The sequence below is a fragment of the Nitratidesulfovibrio sp. genome (assembly GCF_040373385.1).
In the GTDB taxonomy this organism is placed as follows: domain Bacteria; phylum Desulfobacterota; class Desulfovibrionia; order Desulfovibrionales; family Desulfovibrionaceae; genus Cupidesulfovibrio.
Genome location: NZ_JBDXXH010000007.1, coordinates 193250 through 214125, shown reverse-complemented (window position 1 = coordinate 214125; position 20876 = coordinate 193250). Strand labels below are relative to the sequence as shown.

General features: G+C 66.8%; 17 protein-coding genes. 8 read left to right on the top strand and 9 right to left on the bottom strand.

Going from position 1 to position 20876, the window contains the following annotated elements:
• Positions 1 to 195: 195 nt before the first annotated feature.
• Positions 196 to 1785, bottom strand: a complete 1590-nt coding sequence (locus tag ABWO17_RS13135; RefSeq protein ID WP_353119241.1) for a peptide chain release factor 3 — start codon at positions 1783 to 1785, stop codon at positions 196 to 198.
• 471 nt (positions 1786 to 2256) lie between these two features.
• Between ABWO17_RS13135 and ABWO17_RS13130 the strand changes: the two genes are divergently transcribed.
• The 3 genes from ABWO17_RS13130 to ABWO17_RS13120 all read left to right on the top strand — a co-directional run bounded on the left by ABWO17_RS13130 (position 2257) and on the right by ABWO17_RS13120 (position 5149).
• The gene (locus ABWO17_RS13130) at positions 2257 to 3099 is read left to right on the top strand and encodes a 3-deoxy-manno-octulosonate cytidylyltransferase (RefSeq protein WP_353119240.1); all 843 of its coding nucleotides are present in this window, start codon (positions 2257 to 2259) and stop codon (positions 3097 to 3099) included.
• The gene (gene carA, locus ABWO17_RS13125; RefSeq protein WP_353119238.1) at positions 3096 to 4226 is read left to right on the top strand and encodes a glutamine-hydrolyzing carbamoyl-phosphate synthase small subunit; all 1131 of its coding nucleotides are present in this window, start codon (positions 3096 to 3098) and stop codon (positions 4224 to 4226) included. The genes ABWO17_RS13130 and carA overlap by 4 nt, the downstream gene beginning before the upstream one ends.
• Before the next feature lie 119 nt (positions 4227 to 4345).
• Positions 4346 to 5149: a tetratricopeptide repeat protein gene (locus tag ABWO17_RS13120; protein ID WP_353119236.1), complete on the top strand. Its 804-nt coding sequence runs from the start codon at positions 4346 to 4348 to the stop codon at positions 5147 to 5149.
• 135 nt (positions 5150 to 5284) lie between these two features.
• On the opposite strand, the gene ABWO17_RS13115 is transcribed toward ABWO17_RS13120, so the two are convergent.
• The 5 genes from ABWO17_RS13115 to ABWO17_RS13095 all read right to left on the bottom strand — a co-directional run bounded on the left by ABWO17_RS13115 (position 5285) and on the right by ABWO17_RS13095 (position 10937).
• Positions 5285 to 7054 carry a c-type cytochrome gene (locus ABWO17_RS13115; protein ID WP_353119234.1) on the bottom strand — a complete coding sequence of 590 codons (1770 nt, stop codon included), beginning with the start codon at positions 7052 to 7054 and terminating at the stop codon, positions 5285 to 5287.
• A 295-nt stretch (positions 7055 to 7349) separates the two neighbouring features.
• Positions 7350 to 7577, bottom strand: coding sequence for a rubredoxin (locus tag ABWO17_RS13110; protein ID WP_196609099.1), 228 nt, complete (start codon positions 7575 to 7577; stop codon positions 7350 to 7352).
• 98 nt (positions 7578 to 7675) lie between these two features.
• Positions 7676 to 8251, bottom strand: a complete 576-nt coding sequence (gene rbr, locus ABWO17_RS13105; RefSeq protein WP_196609098.1) for a rubrerythrin — start codon at positions 8249 to 8251, stop codon at positions 7676 to 7678.
• 553 nt (positions 8252 to 8804) lie between these two features.
• A complete protein-coding gene (locus tag ABWO17_RS13100; RefSeq protein ID WP_353119231.1) occupies positions 8805 to 9200 on the bottom strand; it encodes a Fur family transcriptional regulator in 396 nt (131 codons plus the stop codon).
• 204 nt (positions 9201 to 9404) lie between these two features.
• Positions 9405 to 10937, bottom strand: coding sequence for a TolC family protein (locus ABWO17_RS13095; protein WP_353119230.1), 1533 nt, complete (start codon positions 10935 to 10937; stop codon positions 9405 to 9407).
• Between the two features lie 749 nt (positions 10938 to 11686).
• Here ABWO17_RS13095 and tolQ point away from each other — a divergent pair.
• The 5 genes from tolQ to pal all read left to right on the top strand — a co-directional run bounded on the left by tolQ (position 11687) and on the right by pal (position 16118).
• Positions 11687 to 12394, top strand: coding sequence for a protein TolQ (tolQ, locus tag ABWO17_RS13090; RefSeq protein ID WP_353119228.1), 708 nt, complete (start codon positions 11687 to 11689; stop codon positions 12392 to 12394).
• Between the two features lie 3 nt (positions 12395 to 12397).
• Entirely contained in the window at positions 12398 to 12817 is a 420-nt protein-coding gene (gene tolR, locus ABWO17_RS13085; protein ID WP_007526107.1) for a protein TolR, read from the top strand.
• Between the two features lie 77 nt (positions 12818 to 12894).
• Entirely contained in the window at positions 12895 to 13923 is a 1029-nt protein-coding gene (gene tolA, locus ABWO17_RS13080; RefSeq protein WP_353119226.1) for a cell envelope integrity protein TolA, read from the top strand.
• Positions 13920 to 15260, top strand: coding sequence for a Tol-Pal system beta propeller repeat protein TolB (tolB, locus tag ABWO17_RS13075; RefSeq protein ID WP_353119224.1), 1341 nt, complete (start codon positions 13920 to 13922; stop codon positions 15258 to 15260). The genes tolA and tolB overlap by 4 nt, the downstream gene beginning before the upstream one ends.
• A gap of 345 nt (positions 15261 to 15605) precedes the next feature.
• Positions 15606 to 16118 (top strand): peptidoglycan-associated lipoprotein Pal, encoded by a 513-nt coding sequence (gene pal / locus ABWO17_RS13070; RefSeq protein WP_035068045.1) that lies wholly within the window; start codon positions 15606 to 15608, stop codon positions 16116 to 16118.
• Between the two features lie 402 nt (positions 16119 to 16520).
• Here the strand turns inward: pal and ABWO17_RS13065 are convergent, their stop codons facing one another.
• The 3 genes from ABWO17_RS13065 to ABWO17_RS13055 all read right to left on the bottom strand — a co-directional run bounded on the left by ABWO17_RS13065 (position 16521) and on the right by ABWO17_RS13055 (position 20589).
• Positions 16521 to 17999, bottom strand: coding sequence for an FAD-binding protein (locus ABWO17_RS13065; RefSeq protein WP_353119221.1), 1479 nt, complete (start codon positions 17997 to 17999; stop codon positions 16521 to 16523).
• A gap of 283 nt (positions 18000 to 18282) precedes the next feature.
• Positions 18283 to 19935 (bottom strand): AMP-binding protein, encoded by a 1653-nt coding sequence (locus ABWO17_RS13060; RefSeq protein ID WP_353119219.1) that lies wholly within the window; start codon positions 19933 to 19935, stop codon positions 18283 to 18285.
• Between the two features lie 87 nt (positions 19936 to 20022).
• On the bottom strand, positions 20023 to 20589 hold the full coding sequence (locus ABWO17_RS13055; RefSeq protein WP_353119217.1) for a helix-turn-helix domain-containing protein: 567 nt from the start codon (positions 20587 to 20589) through the stop codon (positions 20023 to 20025).
• Positions 20590 to 20876: the final 287 nt, after the last annotated feature.

Genomic DNA, 20876 nt, shown 5'->3' with positions numbered 1-20876 from the left:
CATTTTTGAGCGGAGCATACTCCTGTATGTGAGCATCAAAAATGCCAAGCCAACGCAGCCCGGCAGTGAAAGGCGACAGCCGTTGGATGAGCGCTTGCGCGAATCTTACGGATGACGACCGCAGAGCGCGGATTCCGCCAGCAGCGTCACCGCGCTGTTCCCACCCCTCCGCCAGCGGGCAAAGGACGACACCCTCTAGCTGATTTCGCGCGTGGTCCGAAACTCAACCTTCGGATACCGCTCCGTGGCCGACTCCAGCCGCCACGGATTGGGCGCCAGGTACGCCAGCGCACCTTCCGCGTCCACGGCCAGCTCGCCGCGATGATAGTCCTGGAAGTCCGCGAAGATCTTCTTGTCCTCGCAGTACACCCAGCGCGCCGTATGCGTGCCCACGCCCTCGTACACGGCATCCACGCCGTACTCGTCGGCCAGCCGCGCCACGATCACGTCAAACTGCAACACGCCCACCGCGCCCAGGATGTAGTCGTTGTTCACCAGCGGGCGGAACAGCTGCACCGCGCCTTCCTCGGCCAGTTGCTCCAGCCCCTTCTGCAACTGCTTGGCCTTCAGCGGGTTCTTCAGGCGTACCCGGCGGAAATGCTCCGGCGCAAAGTTGGGAATGCCCACGAACTTCAGCACTTCCTTCGACTCGGTGAAGGTATCGCCGATCTTGATGGTGCCGTGGTTGGGAATGCCGATGATGTCGCCGGGAAAGGCCTCTTCAACGCCGGTGCGGTCCTGCGCCATGAAGATGGTGGCGTTGGCCACGGTCACGTCCTTGCCGGTGCGGTGGTGCTTCAGCCGCATGCCCCGCGTGAACGTGCCGGAGCAGATGCGCAGGAAGGCCATGCGGTCGCGGTGGGCCTTGTCCATGTTGGCCTGTATCTTGAAAACCACGCCGGTGAACGCCTCCTCGCCGGGCTCCACCATGCGGGTGGCGGACGGGCGCGGCTGCGGGCCGGGGGCGAATTCCACGAACATGTCCAGCATTTCGCGCACGCCGAAGTTGTTGATGGCGCTGCCGAAGAACACCGGGGTCAGCTCGCCCTTCAGGTAGCGGGCCTCGTCGAAGGGGGTGCCCGCCTCTTCCAGCAGGGCAAGGTCCATGCGCAATTGCTCGGCCTGGTCGCCAAGGTGCTCGTCCAGCAGCGGGTCGTCCACGTCGCGGATCACGATGCCCGACTGGATGCGCCCCCCGTGGGTGGAGGAAAAGAGATGCAACTGCTTGTGCAGAAGATCGTAGGTGCCCTTGAAGCTGGACCCCATGCCGATGGGCCAGGTCATGGGGGCGCACTCGATCTGGAGGTGCTGCTCTATGTCGGCCATGACGTCCAGCGGGTGCAGCGCCTCGCGGTCCATCTTGTTGATGAAGGTCATGACCGGGGTGGCGCGCATGCGGCAGACATCCATCAGCTTGCGGGTCTGGGCTTCCACGCCCTTGGCGGCGTCGATGACCACCAGCGCCGAATCCACGGCGGTGAGCACGCGGTAGGTGTCTTCCGAAAAGTCCTGGTGGCCGGGGGTATCCAGCAGGTTCACCACCCGGTCGCGGTAGGGAAACTGCATGACCGAGGTGGTGACGGAAATGCCGCGCTCGCGCTCCATGGCCATCCAGTCGGAGGTGGCGTGGCGGGAGGCCTTGCGGGCCTTGACGGAACCGGCCATCTGAATGGCCCCGCCGAACAGCAACAGCTTTTCGGTCAGGGTGGTCTTGCCCGCGTCGGGGTGGCTGATGATGGCGAAGGTGCGGCGGCGCGCGGCCTCGCGTTCCAGTCTGCTGCTCACGGCAATGGTCCTTGAATGGGTCTGGGATGGGGCAGGGACGCCCGGCTCTGTCCGGTACGCCGGGAAATGTCCTGAACGAAAACGACCGGCCGGTCCGGTGAAGGGGCCGCCCGAAAGGGAGACGCTGGCGGGTCTGAAACGGGGGCGGCGCGACAAAAAAGGGGGGCGGGTCTTGCCCGCGCGAGAAGCGGAGTTATGCTACACCTGAGGAGAGCGGTCAACCGCCGGACCATGGCCGACAGGCGGCAACGGGACGTCGCATGCCGGGAGGGGACCGGGGCGGATGGTGACGCACCGTGCGCCGCCCCAGGGCGTTTTACATTTTCGTCAGCCATTCCGGACTGATGCAGTAACCCGAACAAGACGCTTTCCCGGCCTGATATTTTCAGTTATTGTCCGAAAGTTTCGCGCCTGGAGCATTACCCCAATGGCTCCGCACCCCAACCGCAGGCCACAGGGCCACCCGACGAGATGACGGCATTCCCCACCTGCTACGGCATCATTCCCGCACGCTACGCCTCGTCCCGTTTTCCCGGCAAGCCGCTGGCCGATATCGCGGGCATGCCCATGTTCTGGCATGTGTACCAGCGCGCGGCCCGCTGCCCGGAATTCTGCAAGGTGGTGCTGGCCACGGACGACGAGCGCATCGCGGAAGCGGCGCACCGGCTGGACGTGCCTTGCGTCATGACCCGGCCCGACCATGAAAGCGGTACCGACCGGGTGTACGAGGCGGCCTGCCTGCTGGGCCGTGGCGAAGGGGGGGCCGATGGCGCGACATTATCCGATGACGCGGTGGTGGTGAACATCCAGGGCGACGAACCCGCGCTGGATCCGCGCATGCTCAGCCAGCTGGTGGCCCCGTTTGCCGCCGGGACGAGCGGGCCGGGCGGGCCGAGCGGGCCGAACGGGGCAGACGGCGCGCGGGTGCGCGTGACAACCCTGGCCATGACCATCGACGCGGCGGATGCCGCCAGCCCCGACCGGGTCAAGGTGGTCACGGCGGCCAACGGCGACGCACTGTACTTTTCGCGCGCGGCCATCCCCTTCGCACGGGACGACGGCGCGCACGGGGACTGCCCCGGCCCGGCCTACCTCGGCCATGTCGGGCTGTACGCCTTCCGGCTGGAGGCGCTGCGCGCCTTCACGCAACTGGCGCCCTCTTCCCTTGAACGGCGCGAGAAACTGGAGCAGCTGCGACTGCTCGAAAACGGCATTCCCATCCGGGTCGTGACCACCACCTACCGTACCCACGGGGTGGACCGGCCCGAAGACATCGGCATCATCATCAACCTGCTTGGGGAGAACGAAGGATGAGAGCTTTCCTGGCCCTGGAAGACGGCTTCGTACTTGAGGGTCGCTCGTTCACCGGTCGCGGTGAATCGGGCGGCGAGGTCATCTTCAATACCGGGATGACGGGCTACCAGGAGGTCCTGACGGACCCCTCGTACGCCGGGCAGATGGTCTGCATGACCTACCCTCTCATCGGCAACTACGGCGTGACGGCCGAGGACATGGAATCCGGCAAGGTCCATGTGGAAGCCTTCATCGTCAAGGAATGTTGCAAGACGCCCTCCAACTGGCGGGCCAAAATGTCGCTGCCCGACTATCTGGCGCAGCACGGGGTCATGGGCATCGAGGGCATCGACACCCGCGCCCTGACCCGCCACCTGCGCATCAACGGCGCCATGCGCGGCATCATCTCCACCGAGACGGACGACCGCGAGGAACTGGTGCGCCGCGCGCGCGCCCTGCCCACCATGGAAGGCCAGAACCTGGTCACCAAGGTGGCGCCCGCCGTGCCCTACCGCTGGGACGGCACCCGCCCGCAGCAGGTGGAACTGGCCGCCGACGGCGCCTATGCCTGGCCCGGCCCCGGCCCGCGCCTGGTGGTGTACGACTACGGCATCAAGTGGAACATCCTGCGCCTGCTCACCGACCAGGGCTTCGACCTGCTGGTGGTGCCGCCGTCGTTCACGGCGGTGCAGGTGGCGGCCAGCGGTGCCGAGGCGGTGTTCCTGTCCAACGGCCCCGGCGACCCGGCCACCCTTGCCGATGAAGTGCGCGAAATCCGCGTGATGACCGAACGCATGCCGGTGGCGGGCATCTGCCTTGGCCACCAGTTGCTGGGCCACGCCCTTGGCGGCACCACCCACAAGCTGAAGTTCGGCCACCACGGGTGCAACCACCCGGTCAAGGACCTGGTGACCGGGCACATCGAAATCTCTTCGCAAAATCACGGGTTCTGCGTGGACATAGAGAGCGTACCCGACGTAGAAATAACCCATGTGAACCTGAACGACGGCACGCTGGAAGGGTTCGCCCACAAGACCAGGCCCATCCTGGCCGTGCAGCACCACCCCGAGGCAAGCCCCGGCCCCACCGACAGCCGGTACTTCTTTGCCCGCTTCAGGAATATGGTGCGAGAGGCCGTGGGCCGTTAGGAAAGCACGTCCGCGAGTGAATATGACGTAACGCAGGGGGCGCGGAACAGGCACGCCGCGCCCCCCTTTGCATACGGGGCGCTGCCCCTTTCCGCGCCACGCCAGTCCGGGGGCGATGCATGTCCAACGATCTCACCAAGGCACGACAACTGCTTACCCAGGTGCGCACCCTGCTGCGCCAGGGCAAGGTCATGCCTGCCGCGCAGTCCTTTCATGAAGCGCTGGTGCTGGTGCTGAAAAACCCGCTGATGAAGGCCGAGCGCGAAGAATTCGAGCGCATGCTGGCCGATGCGTCCTCCTATCTCGACAACGACCCGGAACTGCGCAAGGTCTTTCCGCTCAAGATCGACTACAAGCCAGGTGCCGAACGCCAGGTGCTGGACACCGTGCGCGAGCTGGTCAAGGCGGTGAACGAAGCCGCCGTGAACGAGGCGCAGGAGCACATCAAGGCCCTGGAGGCCCGCAAGCTGGCCGAACTGGACCGCGGCCAGAAGCTGCTGGACGACAAGGACTACGATGCGGCCAACGGCGTGTTCCGACAACTGGTGGTGGAATTCAGCGACGATCCGGCGCTGAAGGGCGACATCGGCGAAAGGTTCCTGAAGGCGGGCCGGTACGAGGAAGCCTTCGACTATCTGGCCCAGGCCCTGGACCAAAGCCCGGAATCCGTCCACCTGTACAACCGCATCGGCATGGCCCTGCGCAAGATGGGCAAGTTCGACGTGGCGGAAAAGTACTATTTCAAGGCCGCCCAGTACACCGGGCGCGACCCCAACCTGTTCTTCAACATCGGCCGCCTGTACGTGGACTGGCGCAAGTGGGACAAGGTGGCCAAGGCCGCCTCGGCCGCGCTGCAACTGAAGCCGGACTTCGACGAGGCGCGCAAGATGCTGGAATTCGCCACCCGCCAAATGGGCAAGTAGCAGAGCTATCGCACGGCGTGCCCTGCACGCGGCGCGACAGGATGCAGATGCAAGGGGGGCCGGTCCATGGGACCGGCCCCTTTCGTTGCGTCCGCGCCGGATTCCGCTCCGGCGCATGTACGCCGGAGCAGGGAATCAGCGCATGGGGTGATGCGGCGACATGGCCGCGTCCAGCCGGGCCGTGGGGCCGTGGCAGACAATGCAGTTGCCGCGCGCGCCGATGGGCGCGTCCACCTTCTGGTACTGGAAGGGCTGGATGGAATCGCGCCCGGCTCCGTAATCGCTGCGGCTGGGGTAGGTAGCGTGGGGGCTGCCGTGGCAGGCGATGCACGGCACCTTGCCGGTGGCGTCCATGCGGTTGCGGTACAGCCCCGGTCCGCCCTCGGTCCACACGTTGAAGGCGCTCACCGGCATGGTGGGCCGCGCGTAGTCCTTGTGGCAGGTCATGCAGTCCGGTTCCTGGATCCACGGGGTGCGCGGCAGGATCGCCTTCGTTCCCTGCGATCCCTGTACCGTCAGGTTGCGCAGCAGCCCCGGCGCGGCGGGCTTGCCCAGTTCCACCTCGCGCTTCAGCAGCGATACGGCGTGGTCCTCCAGATGGCCGTGGCAGGTCACGCAGGTCATGCCCTTGGCGGAATGGCTGTCGCGCAGGCAACGGGTAACGCCGATGGGACTGTCGGGATGACAGTAGGAGCAAACCTCCGCCCCGCGCCCGGCCAGGTAGTTGGCATGAAAGCCGTGCAGCGCGGCGGGCAGGTTCACCACCCCTTCGCGACCCTTGGCGTTCAGCAGCGGGTCGGGATGACACGACTGGCACAGCACGGGCACGCCCGCATCGGATCGGGCCAACAGGTCGGTCTTGTTGCGCTTGTCGTGGGTGGCCAGGATGGAGCGGGCCGTCACGGGCGAAATGCCGGTTACCCCCAGCTTGCCCCAACTGCCGCCATGGCAGCGCCAGCAGCTCATTTCCGTGCCGTTGGGCAGCACGGCGCCGGTGCGGGCCAGTTCCCGGCCCGATGCCGCGTCGCGCGCCAGCACCGAGAACACCGGGTACGGGTTCAGCCCACCGGTGTCGGTGTAGGGGGTAAGGGGTATGCCGATGGCCTCCAGCGCGCCCGTCTTGGGGTTGAGGTCCATGGTGCCCAGCATGCCCTTGCCGGTAACCGACACGTCCGGGGGCAGTTCCTTGCCGGAAATGGATTTGGCGTACTTCCAGTATTCCACCTGGGTGGACGGACGGCGCATGTCCGGCGGGGCGGCGTAGGCCAACTGCACCCCTTCGGACACGATGCGCGGCCTGCCCTCGCCCATGCCGTCGCCGCTTCCCCTGCGGATGAGCATGGCCACCAGCGCGTTGCCGGGCGGCAGGTTGGAATAGGCCACGTCACAATCGGTGATGCACTTCATGCCCAGGGTGTTCCACGCCAGCAGCACGTGGGCCGACGAGGCCGGATCGAAGGGCGGCACCTCGTGCCGCAGGGGCCGGATGCGCACCTCGTCGAAGCGGTCCGGCTTCTTGCCGTGCAGCCCCACGGCCACATAGGCCGCGATGGCGTCGCGTTCGGTCCGCGTCCCGGCAAAGGGCGGCATGTGTTCGAGCACCTTGCCCTGCCCTTCGATGTATGCCTCCATGCCCAGCGTGGATATATGCCCGGTCAGGGGCAGGATGTCGTTGCCCGCCATCCCCACGGTGTGGCAGCTGCCGCAGTGTTTCGCGAACAGTCGTTTGCCGTCGGCCACCTGGGCCGCCAGGGCCGCCCCCGATTTGGGCACCGGCAGGGTCGTGCCTGCCCGGGCCGGGGACACGGGCGATACGGCCATCCAGGCCATCAGCATCAGCCCCGCCACCCACGCGGGCCGTGGTTGCCACCGCGCAACGGTGGTCGGTCTCATGTCGTCACGCATCCAACCTCCTCGCGGCAAGGCCGCGTCATGGTCCGCCCGCGCGGGCGCGCCGGGCTGCTTGCCCTCCCCAGGATTTCCGAGCCTGGGCCATGGTAGAAGGGAGGCCACCGGGCCGCGATGATTATCAATCGGCGGTCGGGAAGCCATGCCAGAACACGAAAAGCCCCGCCGGAACATACTGTTCCGGCGAGGTGTTCAGTGCGTTGATCGGCAACGTCCGGCGGGTGCGGCCCGCTAAGGATGCAGCGCGGCCTTGCCTGTCATATCTTGCATGGTAGGCCTTGCCTGTCAGACTCTACTTGTCCGTGGGCAGTTCGCAGTTGGGCTGCTCCGTTGATCCGGGCCCGGCCATGGGCCGGAAACACCGCTTGGTACCGCCGCACACCGGGCAGTGCCAGGTGTCGGGCAGGTCTTCGAAGCGCACGCCCGGCGGCACCTTGCCCTTCCGGTCGCCCCGGTCAGGGTCGTAGACATAGCCGCAGTTGACGGTCTGACAACGCCACATGTCCCTGGGATCGGCCATGGTGCCTCCTTCCCCCCGGATTTCGGCCCGTATTCCGGCCTGTCGCACGGCGCGCGGGCGGCGCACGTCGCATGCCGCCCGCATCGGTGCGTGACGTCCTACCAGTTGATGCCCAGCAGTTCGAAGTGGGCCTGCGGGTGGGCGCACGCGGGGCACAGGTGCGCGGCCTCGGTGCCTTCGTGCAGGTAGCCACAGTTGCGGCAGCGCCACACCACGGACGATTCGCGCACGAACACGCGGGCTTCCTTGACGTTCTTGGCAAAGCCCAGGAAGCGGCGCTCATGGAATTCTTCGGCCACGGCGATGCTCATGAATACCTTGGCGATCTCGTCAAAACCTTCCTCGCGGGCGATGCGCGCGAACGAGGGGTACATTTCGGTGTACTCGTGGTTTTCACCCGCCGCCGAGCTGATGAGGTTGGCGTGGGTATCGCCGATGACGCCCGCCGGGAAGGCCGCCACGATCTCCACCTCGCCGCCTTCAAGGAACTTGAACAGGCGCTTGGCGTGTTCCTTTTCCTGGCTGGCGGTTTCGGCAAAGATGTCGGCGATCTGGACAAAGCCGTCCTTCTTGGCGCGGGCGCCGAAATAGTCGTAGCGGTTGCGGGCCTGCGATTCGCCGGCAAAGGCGGTCAGGATGTTGCGTTCGGTCTTGGTGCCTTTCAGGGCTTTCATGACTGCTCCTTGAGTTGTCGTTGTGTTCCGGGTGAATGGGGGAGGTAGCCTGATGGCGCCGGGCCGCGCGGCCACATGCGCCGCAAAGCATGGCCCGACGCCCCGGCGTGGTGAAGGGGCCTCGGAACCGTGATGGAATGACCAGGGGGGCGCGCCATGCCGGATGACATGCACGCGGTGCGAAATATGCGGAGGCGGCGGACCCGACAGGCTGGACCACACAGGGAACCAGACAGGTGGACCAGACAGCTACACCGGCCGGGCAGCCAAGACATGCGCGCCGGACATGCGCGCCGGACTAGTGGGCCGGACACGTAGGCCGGACGCGTGGGACAGGACGAGCTGCCTGGACCAATGCCGCGCCTTGACGGCGACACCGGGGCGGAACGCACGCGGACCTTGTACGGTTCCGTGCACGCACACCATGCAGTTGCGCGCCACGCATCATGAAGTCGTGCAGGACTCCACGCTGCGAACGTACAATCACCACGCATCCCACGCAAGAGTGAACATGCCGCGAGCGGGACGGAATGGGAGACGGAAGAAGCGGCGCTCAGTTCTTCGAGGCGCAGGCCTCGCATATCCCTTCGAACTCGATGCGCCCGGAAAGGATGATGAAGCCGGGTGCGCGCGCCCCCGAAAGGTCGGGCAGGCGCACGGGTTCCATCACGTCGCCCACCCGGCCGCAGTGGGTGCAGCGCACGTGCTGGTGCGGGGTGACGTTGCCGTCGAAGCGTTTCTGCGACCCGGCCGATTCCAGCTTCAGGATGTCGCCCGATTCGGCCAGCAGGTCGAGGTTGCGGTACACGGTGCCCAGGCTGATGCGCGGTAACCGCTGCCGGACCATGCCGTAGACCTCGTCCGCCGTGGGGTGGCTGTGCACGCGGCGCAGTTCTTCAAGAATGACCATGCGTTGCTTGGTCATGCGGGTCTGTTGCTGCTGGGTCATGTGGGACCTCATGTTGTTTATTGGTAATGGTTACTGTTTATGGGGCGCCATGTCAAGACCCGCGCGAAAGAAATGGCGCTCCCCGGCGAAATCCGACGTTCCGCATGCAACAGGGCCGCCGGGATTGCCCCGGCGGCCCTGAAATGTTCCCCATGTCCGCCTGTCCGGTCCGCCCGCGGCGGCACCGGTCCTTCGGCAGCCTTGCTAGCCGTCGGTGAGCGCAGGCTTCAGCTCGCCCATGGCCGCCCACAGTTTGGACAGCGCATCCAGGTATTCGGCCTTGGCTCCGGTCAGGGTTGCCTCGGCGGCGGTCAGCTTGGCCTGGGCGTCCAGCACGTCGGTATTGGTGCCCACCTGGGCCTGATAGCGGGCCACGGCCACGCGATAGGCTTCCTCGGCCTGGGCCAGCCCCTTGGTGGCCACCGCGATGCGCTTGGAGGAATCGGTCAGGGTCAGCAGCCGCGACTGCACTTCGTAGGCCACCTCGTGGTGCAGGTTGGCCTCTTCGGCGCGCACCTGGGTTTCCACCTGGCGGGCCTGCTGGCCGGAATACCACGTCCTGCCCCACTCGAACACGCTCCACTCGGCTTTCAGCCCGGTGGACCACTGGCTGAACCCGGTGGGGCTCAGGGTGCTGCCCGAGGCTTCGGGGTGGTCGCCGTCGGTGGCCCAATTGAAGTTGGCCGACACCTGCGGGTACAGCCCGCTGTCCGCGATGCGCACGTCCTTGCCCGCGATTTCCACGGCCTTGCTGGCAATGCGCACGTCGGGCCGGTTGCGGTAGGCACGTTCCAGGCACTGCTCAAGGGTCATGCCGAAGCCCACGGGCACCAGCGCGCCCACGTAGGCGGTGTTGCTGCCCACGGGCAGGGTGAGCAGGGTATTCAGCCGTGCGCGCTGGGTGGCATGGTCGTTTTCGGCGGTGATCAGCAGCGATTCTGCATTGGACACGTCCACCTCGGCCTGCAACACGTCCAGGCGCGGGCGCAGTCCCACGTCGTAGAAGGCGCGGGTAACCTTGGCCTGTTCAAGCAGGCGGCTCAGGGCATCGCGCGCGCTGCGCACGTTCTCGCCCGCCTTCAGGTAGGCCAGAAAGGCTTCCTGCACCTGCACGGCAAGGTCCAAGCGCGACTTGTCCAGCGTCAGGGCCTGGCGTTCCGTTTCCAGCGCGGCCTTCTGGTAGGTGGACAGCAGCCGCAGCCCGGTGAACAGCGGCTGGCTGACGCCCACGGTCCAGGTGTAGGTGTCGTTGTCCAGTTCGCGCGACATGGAGGTGGGTTTTTCGTTCAGGCGGTCATAGCCGTAGGTGGTGGACACGGCCGGGCCGAACGCCCCCCGCGCGGACTTGCGCCCTTCTTCCGCCGCATCGCGTCCGGCACGGGCGGCCACCACGCCCTGATTGTCGCGCAGGGCGGATTCCACGGCACGGCGCATGTCGTATTCCCCGCCCGTGGCCGGGGCCTCGCCCTCGGCGCCTCGGGGTGCGGCGGCCATGCCCATCGGCGCGCCCCCAGCCGGGGGCGAAGATGGGGGCAAAGACGGGAGCGAAGACGAGGCGGAAGACGGCGTCGAGGACGGGGCCGCCTCTGCCGCCAGGGCAACGTCGGGCAGGGCCCAACCCGTCGCGAAGACGCCGGACAAGGCGGCGCACAGGAGCAGGAAAAGAAGTGCCGGGCGTTCTGGGCCGCGCATGCGGCGGTGCTCCATCGACGGGCCGGTGACGGTGGTGCGATGCATGGATACTCCTTGCGGAGGCTTCGTGGAGTGGGGAGTGGGGTCGGCGTGGGCCGTGGGACGGTAGCCGGCAATACCCGCCTGATGCTGCTGTCCGGGCCGTTCCGACGATTCGGAACGGATCGCCGCGTCAGGTGCCCTCGAACGGCATCGAACGGGGGGGGGCCGGCCAGGCCTATGCCCGGCGGCGGTGCCGGGGCGGATACGCGGCGGAGTGTAGCCGGGGCCGGGCGCACTTGCAACAACATGCACATATCCGGTGTCCGGAGGGCGACCTTGCACAATCGGGGCGGCCCGCAGGCAGGCCCCCGCAACCCGGACGGACAGCCCTGCCTGTCCGGACAGGCGACGCGTACCGGAAGATCGGGATGACCGACAGGACGCACGGCCCAAGCGGTGCGCTTGCGCACGTACCGTCGCCCACCCGCGCGGCCCCGCCAACCCACGCCCCGCGCCGCCTTGCCGCCTTGCCCCGGAAAGTGCGCTCCTTTTCGCGCCGGAGCCCCTGAATCCCATTGCATCATTGTCCCGAGACGACTAAATGGAGGGCGGGGTGCCGAACGCGCCCACGAAACTGCGTGACCCGGCGCGACTCGACGGAGTCAGGCGCGACCCCATGCGGCCCCAGACGCCCCGTCACCCGCACGCCCCGTCACCCGCACGCCGCGCACCGGTCGCGCATGGCACCACGGCACATCGCGCCCCGCCAGCCGCACGGTACAACTCAACACCCGGTGGAGACACCCAACGTCATGGATATTCTCTCGATTCTTGCCCAGGCTACCCTGGTGGCCAAGTTCATTCTCGTCCTTCTGGTGCTCATGTCCATCGGCAGCTGGACGCTGATGTTCCAGAAGTGGTTTGCCCTGAAATCCGCGCAGCGCAAGGCCGCCGACGGCCTTGAACGCTTCCAGAAGGCCCGCGACCTGCGCGAGGCCGTGCAGTCGCTGGGCGGTGACGCCGCCTCGCCCCTCTACCATGTGGCCCAGCAGGGCGTGGCCGAGTTCAACCGCCTGAAAGAGGCGGGCAGCACGGGCGACGTGGTGGCCGACAACGTGCGCCGTTCGCTGCGCCAGGGCGTGGGCAACGAAATGACCCGCCTTTCCGCCTCGCTGTCGTTCCTGGCCACCGCCGCCAACACCGCACCGTTCATCGGCCTGTTCGGCACGGTATGGGGCATCATGACCTCCTTCCATGCCATCGGCCAGATGAAGAGCGCCTCGCTCGCCACCGTGGCCCCCGGCATCTCGGAAGCGCTCATCGCCACGGCCATCGGCCTGTTCGTGGCCATTCCCGCCACCGTGGGCTACAACGTCTTTCTGGGCATGATCAGCAGCATAGAAGTGCAGCTCGTCAACTTCGCGGGCGCGTTCCTGAACCGGGTACAGCGCGAAATCAACGCCCATCGCGGCGCGGCGCGCCCTTCTGCTGACCGCGGCGACCGCACGGACCGGGGCTAGCCCATGGGTGCTTCCGTCGGCAACAAGGGCGGCTTCGTCGCCGAAATCAACGTCACTCCCTTCGTGGACGTGATGCTGGTGCTGCTCATCATCTTCATGGTCACGGCCCCCATGATGACCGAAGGGCTCGAGGTGGACCTGCCCCAGACGCGCACCGTGCAGGTGCTGCCCGCGGACAGCGACCACCTGCTGCTCACCGTGCGCAAGGACGGGGTGATGTACCTCGACGAGTACAAGGTGACCATCGAGGAACTGGAAGGCTACCTGCAACGCCTGGTCAAGGAGAAGAACAAGCTGCTCTTTCTCCAGGCCGACAAGGCCGTGCCCTACGGCGTGGTGGTGGACGTGATGGGGCACATCAAGGCGGCGGGCATCGAAAAGCTCGGCGTCGTGGCGGAACGCGAGGACCCGAAGAAGAAATGAGCCCGTCATCACGAAGGGACGGCACGGTCCGGTTCCACATCCTTCGCGGCAAGGCTGCGCGGTAGGCCGGGGTCGACATGCGCTACTCAAGTTTTCTGCTGTCGCTCAGCCTGCACTGCGCCATCGTGCTGCTGGTCTTTTTCTGGCCCTCGTCGCCGCCGGTGCGCCTGGACATGCCCGTGGTGCAGGTGGACCTGGTAAGCCTGGGCGCGCCCGGAGGCCCCAAGGCTCCGCCCGCCCCCGCTCCCGGCCCCGCGCAACCGCAGGCCGCCCCGGCCCCCGCACCCACGGCGTCGGCCCCCAAGGCCGCGCCCGTGGCCACGCCCGAAGTGCAGGAAAAACCCGCGCCCAAGGCAGAGCCGAAGCCGGAACCCAAGCCCGAGCCCAAGCCCGAGCCGAAACCGGAACCCAAGCCGGAACCGAAGCCCGAGCCCAAGCCCGAGCCCAAACCCGACGCCAAGGCCATCAGCGAAAAGAAGGACGAGAAGCAGACCAAGCCGGAACCGCCCAAGGACGTTTCGAAGAACGCCACGGCGGCAGCCCCGGCCAAGCCTGCGGCCCCCGCCACACCCGCAAAGGACGAGAAGCCCGCACCGAACCCCAAGGACGTGCTGAAGCAGGCCCTGGCCGACGCGCAGACCAAGACCGGCGGCGCGCCGGAACAGGGCAAGACCCGCGCGGGCGTCACGTCCGGCGCCGCTGGTGCCAAGGACGTGGCCAACGCCCTGTCCGCATTGCAGGCCACCGTCAAGGGTGGCGGAGGCGGCGGCGCGGCGGGCGGCGGTGACGGCAGCGGGGGCGAAGGCTCCGGCGGCGTCGGCATCGCCGGGGTGTACACCATGCAGGTCATGCAGATCGTGCGCAGCCACTGGGAATTCCCCGCCCTCGCCAACCGCGAGAACCTCATGGTACGGGTACGGGTGAAGGTGGCTCCCAACGGCCAGATACAGGATTTCAGCGTGGAGCAGTCCTCGGGCCGGGCCGACTTCGACTCGTCGACCCTGAAGGCGCTGGGCAAGACCGGCATACTGCCGCCCCCGCCCAGCGCGGAATTCCAGGACCTTGTGCTCAACTTCAACCTTCAGGAAATGATCGGAAAAAGATGAGACAGCGTCATGCCATCCACCGCCTTATGGCGGCAGTGTGCCTCATCGCGTGTTGCGCGCTGGCGGCCCCGGCCCTTGCGGCCGGCCCCGTGCAGATCGACATCTACGGCCCCGGCCAGGGCAGCCTGAACCTTGCCCTGGCCGATCCGCTGGGCCCCACCCCCGGCACCCCGGTGACCGGGCAGGGCGTGAAGCTGAACGAAATCATCCGCGAGAACCTGAGCTTTCTGCCGTTCCTGCGCCTGACCGACCCCAAGGCCATTCTGGGCGGTTCGGTGCTGCAAAGCTACAAGGCCCCGGACATCGACTTCAAGCGCTTCCAGATCGCGGGCACCGACCTTGTGGTCACGGCGGGCTGGCCCCAGGGCGACGCCCCCGGCAAGCCCTTCGTCGAACTGCGCGTGTACGAGGCGTATTCCGGCAAGCTGGTGTTCGGCAAGGGCTACTACGACATCCAGGAAACCCAGCTGCCCGACGTGGCCGACCGGTTCTGCTCCGACCTCATGAAGGCCCTGACCGGGCGGGGCGAGTTCTTCAAGTCCACCCTGGCCTTCGTGAAATCGGGCGGCAAGAACAAGAAGGACGTGTGGCTCAGCAAGCCCACCGGCCGCGACCTGCGCCAGATCACCAACCTGCCGGGCGAGGCCATGTCCCCGTCGTGGTCGCCCGACGCGCGGTTCATCGTGTTCAGCCACATGGACGACCGCACCCACGCCCTCGGGGTGTGGGACCGCCTGACCCGCCAGACCCAGCGCATCAAGTTTCCCGGCAACACCGTCATCGGCCCCACCTTCCTGCCCGACAACAAGGTGGCGGTCAGCCTTTCCACCGGCAAGAACCCCGGCATCTTCCTGCTGAGCCATGTGTTCCAGAAGGAACGCCCGCTGGAGGACAGCGCCTCCATCGACGTTTCGCCCTCGTTCGACGCCACCGGCACCAAGATGGCCTTCTGCTCCAGCCGCCTGGGCGGCCCGCAGATATTCCTGAAGGACCTGACCACCGGGCAGGTGACGCGCATCAGCCGCAGCGGCAACTACAACACCGCCCCGTCCATCAGCCCCGACGGCACGCTGATCGCCTTTGCCCGCATGACCGACTTTGGCCACCGCATCTTCGTGTACGACATGGTCACCCAGTCGGAACGGCAGGTCACCTTTGGCCCCGGCACAGACGAAACCCCGTCCTTCGCGCCCGACAGCTACTTTCTGGCGTTCACCTCCACCCGCAGTGGCGCGAAGCAGATCTACCTGATCACCCGGCACGGCGGCGACGCCAAGCGGGTGCCCACCGGCGCGGGCGATGCCTCGTTCCCGGACTGGGGCATGATCCCCGATTAGGCGGCAAGACACGGGCACAGCGCGGGGTGCGAACACCCCCTCGGCGCGGGGCACGGGACGGTCGCCCGAGCGCGTGTTTCACGACGGCACGCGCATATCGCGCCTCGTGGAACGTTCCGGACGGGCCAACACCCCCTCCGGAGGGGGCAAAACCAAAAAAATCGTGGGGGAAAGTGGAGATACCGCAATCCCCCATCTTGACAAAAAACGGCGTAGAGATACCATTACTGCTGTCCCACTCCGGGGGTGTTAGGGTTGCGGCCGAAGCCGACGGAGAGGGATAAAGGAAAGGAACCGTTCTCTGCATAATTCTATTGGAGCGAAGAGCTGTCTAGGAGGAATCACATGAACACCGCAAAGCGCTTTGGGCTTGTCCTGACTCTGGCCCTGGTCCTCGCCACCGGCTTCGGCTGCGCCAAGAAGCAGGTCGCCGCCACCCCCGAATCCGCCGGCGCCCCCATGGCCGCCGAGGACGATTCGGCCCGTCGTGCCCAGCTGGAAGCCCTTGCCCGGGCCCAGCAGATCATCACCGACGCCAAAGTCTACTTCGACTTCGACAAGTTCGACCTGAAGGCCGAATCCAAGGAAGTCCTGAAGCAGAAGGCTGACGTGCTGAAGAAGTTCCCCTCGATCCGCGTGCTGGTGGAAGGCCACTGCGACGAACGTGGTACCCAGGAATACAACCTGGCCCTCGGCGAACGTCGCGCTCGTGCCGCCTACGAGTACCTGGTGATGTCCGGCGTGAACGCCGGTCAGCTGGAAATGATCAGCTACGGCGAAGAACGTCCTGCCGTGGAAGGTCACACCGAAGCTGCTTGGTCCAAGAACCGCCGCGGCGAGTTCAAGATCATCAAGTAAGTTTTGGTTCCGCCTGATTTCAAGGCCGCTCCCGTTCGCGGGGGCGGCCTTCCTTTTTTGCGGCGTGCGCCGCCTGCCCCGTGGCCGTACTGCGGCACGGCCCCCCGCATCACCGGCTGCCCGCGCCAGTTCAGCCCGCGCCAGTTCATCCCGCGCCAGTTCAGCCCGCACAACAGCACTCGGTCAAATCAGGAACGCCCGGCCCAGGCCCGATGCGCGCACAGTGGTGACGAGGCAGGGCCGCCCCGTTTTCTCCCGCCGGGTCCGTGCGCTACCGCACTGCGTGCGAAAGCGCGCTCCCGCACTCCATCAGCAGCTGCATGGCGCGGGCGGTGTGTGATCAATGCGGGGACGGTGTGGGCGCGTGACGTCACGGACACGCAAGAAGCGTGTGGACGCGGCTCAGGCCACAGGGGCTGGCGCAACGGCCTCGCATTCCGCGCGCAGACGACGCAGGCGGTGCTCGGCCACAGTCAGGCAGGAAATGACCCGGGCACGGTCCAGCAGATCCACGGCGGGCAGCAGCAACAACGCCTTCAGTCGTTCCACGAACAGCTCCAGTTCCTGCCGCTGCCGCTCGGAACCGGCAGGCCCCCCAAAGCCGGGGCGCGCCGCATGCAGGGCCTCGCCGGGGATGCCCGGCAGACAGTTGCGCTGCATGGCTTCGCGCAGGCGCAGGGGGTGGCGCGCGGACTGGTGTTCCGGCGCTTCGGGCGCGGTGGGAGGCGGGGGCAGCAGCGCGGAATGGGCGTGCAGGGCCGCCGCGATGCCCGCCCGGTGCCCGAAGACCTGGGCGGCCAGCACCATGGCACCGCCGATGCGGTTGGCCCCGTGCATGCCGGTGGCGCATTCGCCGCAGGCGAACAGGCCCGCCACCGAGGTGCGCCCGTCCGCGTCGATGAGCGCCCCGCCGTTGCCAGCCTGGGCCATGAGCGACAGCAGGCGCGGCTCGCGCTCGCCATGGTAGCGCACCGGCACCACCCCCGCCGGGGTCATGCGGGCCAGCAGGTAGGCGTCCAGCGCGGCGTCGGGCAGGCCCCAGCCCCACGGGGCATGGGTGGCCCGGCTGGCCACGTGATGGCGCAGTTGGCGCGGCAGGGCGGCAGGCACGCCGTCCGGTCCGGCCACTTCCAGTTCGTGCGCCCGTTGGGGCAGGAAGGGGAAAGGTTGCCCGCCCTCGTACCACAGGAACTGGAGGAACGAGGCATTGCCGGTACGGGCGCCGCAGTCCCGGGCAAGGCCCAGCCCGGTGCCGGTCTGCCCCGGGCCGGAAGCATCGTTGGTGAAGAGCGAGGCAGGTCCGCCCACGGCCAGCACCACGGACCGGGCGCGCACCGGCAGCACGTTGCCGACCGGGTCCAGGCACAGCGCACTGCCGGGTGAGCCGCCCTCCACGCCCAGCGCGGCCAGGGTGAAGCCCGGCAACACCTCTACCCCCGCCGCCACGGCCACGCGCAGCACGGCCGCGTGGGCGGCGGCGCAGTCGGGAATCACGGCGGCCACGGCCATTTCCGGAAAAAAACAGGCACTGCGGCGCAACCGGGTGCCCCCCGGTCCGGTGGCCAGCGGCACGCCCCACTGCTCCAGTTCGCGCAGGCGCGGCTCGCCCTGTTCCAGCAGCAGGCGCACCAGTGCCGGGTCCGCCGTGCCGGGTTGCGCGATACTCAGGGCGCGCTCCAGAAGAGCTTCGCGCTCCTCGTCGTCGGCAGGGGCCAGCACGCCCAGCGAGCCCGCATGCCCCGCAAAGGACGACCCGCCCGGCCCTTCGTGCGGGGCCAGCACGATGACGCGCAGGCCGCGCCCCGAAACGGCGGCGGCGATGGCGGCGCGCAGACCGGCAAACCCGGCTCCGGCGATGAGGACATCCGCTTCCAGCGACATGCGGCTTCCTTCATGCTCCGTGACATTCCATGTACCCGCCATGCCGGTGCACGGGGTCCATCCCACGCGCACGGGCAGGCCCCCTCCACAGGGCAAACTTTCCGTTTCTTTCAGTCTGCGCGGAACCGCACCGGAAATCAAGCCGCACGCAAAACGCCCCCGAAGCCTGGACTTCGGGGGCGCTGTCGTCAGTCAGATCGTCGGGCAACAGGATGTGGCCCTTCCCGTTCGCCGCTCACCCGATTGCACCGGGCAGCCAACGGACGAAAAGACCATTCGAGTGCTATTTCATGGCGTCGGGAAACAGCTCCGCCGCCATCTCGCGCAGCTTGAACTTCTGGATCTTGCCGCTGGCGGTCATGGGGTAGGCGTCGATGAAGCTGATGTAGCGCGGCACCTTGTGCCAGGCAATGCGGCCACGGCAGTGGTCTCGCACGTCTTCGGGCGCCAGTTCCACGCCGGGCTTGGGAATGATGAACGCCCCCACTTCCTCGCCGTACTTGCGGCTGGCCACGCCCACCACCTGCACGTCCTGCACCCCGTCCATGCCGTACAGGAATTCCTCGATCTCGCGGGGGTAGATGTTCTCGCCGCCCCGGATGATCATGTCCTTGATGCGGCCCGTGATGACCACATAGCCGTCATCGTCCATGACCCCAAGGTCGCCGGAATGCAGCCAGCCCTCGGTGTCGATGGCGGCAGCCGTGGCTTCGGGCATGTTGTAGTAGCCCTTCATCACGTTGTAGCCCCGGCAGACCACCTCGCCCTGGGTGCCGCGCGGGACTTCCTCGTTGGTTTCCGGGTCCACGATGCGCACCTCGATGCACGGCATGGCCCGGCCCACGGTCTGCACGCGGCGCTCGAAGGGGTCGGTGACCAGGCTCTGGGTCATCACCGGCGAACCTTCGGTCAGGCCGTAGCAGATGGTGATCTCGCGCATGTACATCTTTTCGACCACCCGGCGCATCAGCGGTTCCGGGCAGACCGAACCGGCCATGATGCCGGTGCGCAAGGAGCTGAAGTCGAACCGGTCGAACAGCTTGTGCTCCAGCACGGCCAGGAACATGGTGGGCACCCCGTACAGGGCGGTGCACTTTTCCTGGTCCACGGATGCCATGACGTGCATGGGGCTGAAGCTTTCCAGGATCACCAGCGCGGACCCGTGGTTGATGGCGGCCAATACCCCCAGCACGCAGCCGAAGCAGTGGAACAGCGGCACCGGCAGGCACACGCGGTCCTTTTCGGTGAAGTGCTGGTTCTTGCCGATCCAGTACCCGTTGTTGCCGATGTTCACGTGGGTGAGCATGACCCCCTTGGGAAACCCGGTGGTGCCCGAGGTGTACTGCATGTTCACCACGTCGTGGGGGGAAAGGGCCCGCTGGCGCTCGGCGTATTCCTCGTCCGAAACCATGGCCGACATGCTCATGATCTCCGGCACGGAATACATGCCCCGGTGCTTTTCCGCGCCAAGGAACATGACCCGCTTCAGGTGCGGCAGCGAGGGGCAGCGCAACTGCCCGCGCGTCTGCGTCTTCAGTTCGGGGATCATGTCGTAGATGGTCTGCACGTAGTCGTGGTCGCGGAACCCGTCGATGATGAACAGGTTCTCGCACTCCGACTGGCTGAGCAGGTAGCGTATCTCGTGCTCGCGGTAGTTGGTGTTCACCGTGAGCAGGATGGCGCCCATCTTGGCCGTGGCGAACTGCAACGCCACCCAGTAGGGCACGTTGGTGGCCCACACGGCCACCTTTTCGCCATGCTGCACGCCAAGGGCCATCAGCCCCTTGGCCAGGTCGTCCACAACTTCCGCGAACTGCCGGTAGGTCTGCCTGTAGTCGCGGTCCACGTAGATGACCGCGTCGTTGTCCGGATATTTGGCGACGGTCTCGTCCAGTATCTGGCCAAGGGTCCGTTCGCGCACTGCGAATTCGTCCATGCCCCTTCCACTCCTGTCTTGGGGATTGCGCGCCGTCTCGGGGTGGGCTTTTGCGCCCGGCATCCCGCAAGCGCGCGGCGGTGCCGCCTAAGGGTAGTAGATGACGGCGTAGATCTCGGCCGGGGTGTCCCCTTCGGCACCCACATAGTGGGGCACGATGGAGTTGTAGTAGATGCTGTCGCCCGGTTCGAGCACGTGCTCTTCCTTGCCGTACACCACGCGAATGGAACCCTTGTTCACCAGGATGAACTCCTCGCCCTGATGCGAGGACAGCTTGCGGTCCTCCACGGGTTCCGGACAGATCTCGATGAAGAACGGCTCCATGTTCCGGTCGCTCTTGCCCTTGCCCAGCGAGTGGAAGCGGAAGGCCGCACACTTGTTGCGCGCCTTCTGCATGGTCAGATCCGCCTCGCGGTCGCCCTGGCGGCTCACGATGGGGTCGCGGCTCACCGCGTCGTCCATGAAGGTGCCAAGGCGTACGTTCAGGGCGCGGGCCAGCTTCTGTAGCGGCCCGATGGACGGATACAGGTTGTCGTCCTCGAGGGCGGCGATGAATTCCGTCTTGAGACCGGCGGCGTCCGCGAGTTCCTCGCGGCTCAGGCTGCGGTCTTCCCTGTACTTGCGCACGCGCGCGCCAAGCTTGTCAGCGCCCATGGCTCCTCCTTGAAGCGGATTGATTGTGCAATTCCCCGCCTGTACCCGGCGGCGGAATGCAGTGGGAATCTTTTTATCTAGCCGACCTACGCGTGCTGTACAAGGAAAATACCCCGACTGCGCGCGCGAACAGCGGCACGGCGACCAGATGTGGACGGTCGCGTACCGGTCGCGCCGCGGCCCCCCGGAGTTGCCCTGACCGCTGACGCAAGGCGACCGGACTCACCCGACGCGGCGCGACCGTTGCGGCACTTTATAAGAGCACCGCATTCATGACAACCGGTTCG

What these genes read in the sequence shown, in the direction of transcription:
- ABWO17_RS13055 (WP_353119217.1), bottom strand. Translation starts at nt 20,589, where the DNA reads ATGGGCGCTGACAAGCTTGGCGCGCGCGTGCGCAAGTACAGGGAAGAC.
- ABWO17_RS13060 (WP_353119219.1), bottom strand. Translation starts at nt 19,935, where the DNA reads ATGGACGAATTCGCAGTGCGCGAACGGACCCTTGGCCAGATACTGGAC.
- ABWO17_RS13115 (WP_353119234.1), bottom strand. Translation starts at nt 7,054, where the DNA reads ATGCGTGACGACATGAGACCGACCACCGTTGCGCGGTGGCAACCACGG.
- tolQ (WP_353119228.1), top strand. Translation starts at nt 11,687, where the DNA reads ATGGATATTCTCTCGATTCTTGCCCAGGCTACCCTGGTGGCCAAGTTC.
- tolB (WP_353119224.1), top strand. Translation starts at nt 13,920, where the DNA reads ATGAGACAGCGTCATGCCATCCACCGCCTTATGGCGGCAGTGTGCCTC.
- tolR (WP_007526107.1), top strand. Translation starts at nt 12,398, where the DNA reads ATGGGTGCTTCCGTCGGCAACAAGGGCGGCTTCGTCGCCGAAATCAAC.
- carA (WP_353119238.1), top strand. Translation starts at nt 3,096, where the DNA reads ATGAGAGCTTTCCTGGCCCTGGAAGACGGCTTCGTACTTGAGGGTCGC.
- ABWO17_RS13120 (WP_353119236.1), top strand. Translation starts at nt 4,346, where the DNA reads ATGTCCAACGATCTCACCAAGGCACGACAACTGCTTACCCAGGTGCGC.
- tolA (WP_353119226.1), top strand. Translation starts at nt 12,895, where the DNA reads ATGCGCTACTCAAGTTTTCTGCTGTCGCTCAGCCTGCACTGCGCCATC.
- pal (WP_035068045.1), top strand. Translation starts at nt 15,606, where the DNA reads ATGAACACCGCAAAGCGCTTTGGGCTTGTCCTGACTCTGGCCCTGGTC.
- ABWO17_RS13065 (WP_353119221.1), bottom strand. Translation starts at nt 17,999, where the DNA reads ATGTCGCTGGAAGCGGATGTCCTCATCGCCGGAGCCGGGTTTGCCGGT.
- rbr (WP_196609098.1), bottom strand. Translation starts at nt 8,251, where the DNA reads ATGAAAGCCCTGAAAGGCACCAAGACCGAACGCAACATCCTGACCGCC.
- ABWO17_RS13095 (WP_353119230.1), bottom strand. Translation starts at nt 10,937, where the DNA reads ATGCATCGCACCACCGTCACCGGCCCGTCGATGGAGCACCGCCGCATG.
- ABWO17_RS13100 (WP_353119231.1), bottom strand. Translation starts at nt 9,200, where the DNA reads ATGACCCAGCAGCAACAGACCCGCATGACCAAGCAACGCATGGTCATT.
- ABWO17_RS13110 (WP_196609099.1), bottom strand. Translation starts at nt 7,577, where the DNA reads ATGGCCGATCCCAGGGACATGTGGCGTTGTCAGACCGTCAACTGCGGC.
- ABWO17_RS13130 (WP_353119240.1), top strand. Translation starts at nt 2,257, where the DNA reads ATGACGGCATTCCCCACCTGCTACGGCATCATTCCCGCACGCTACGCC.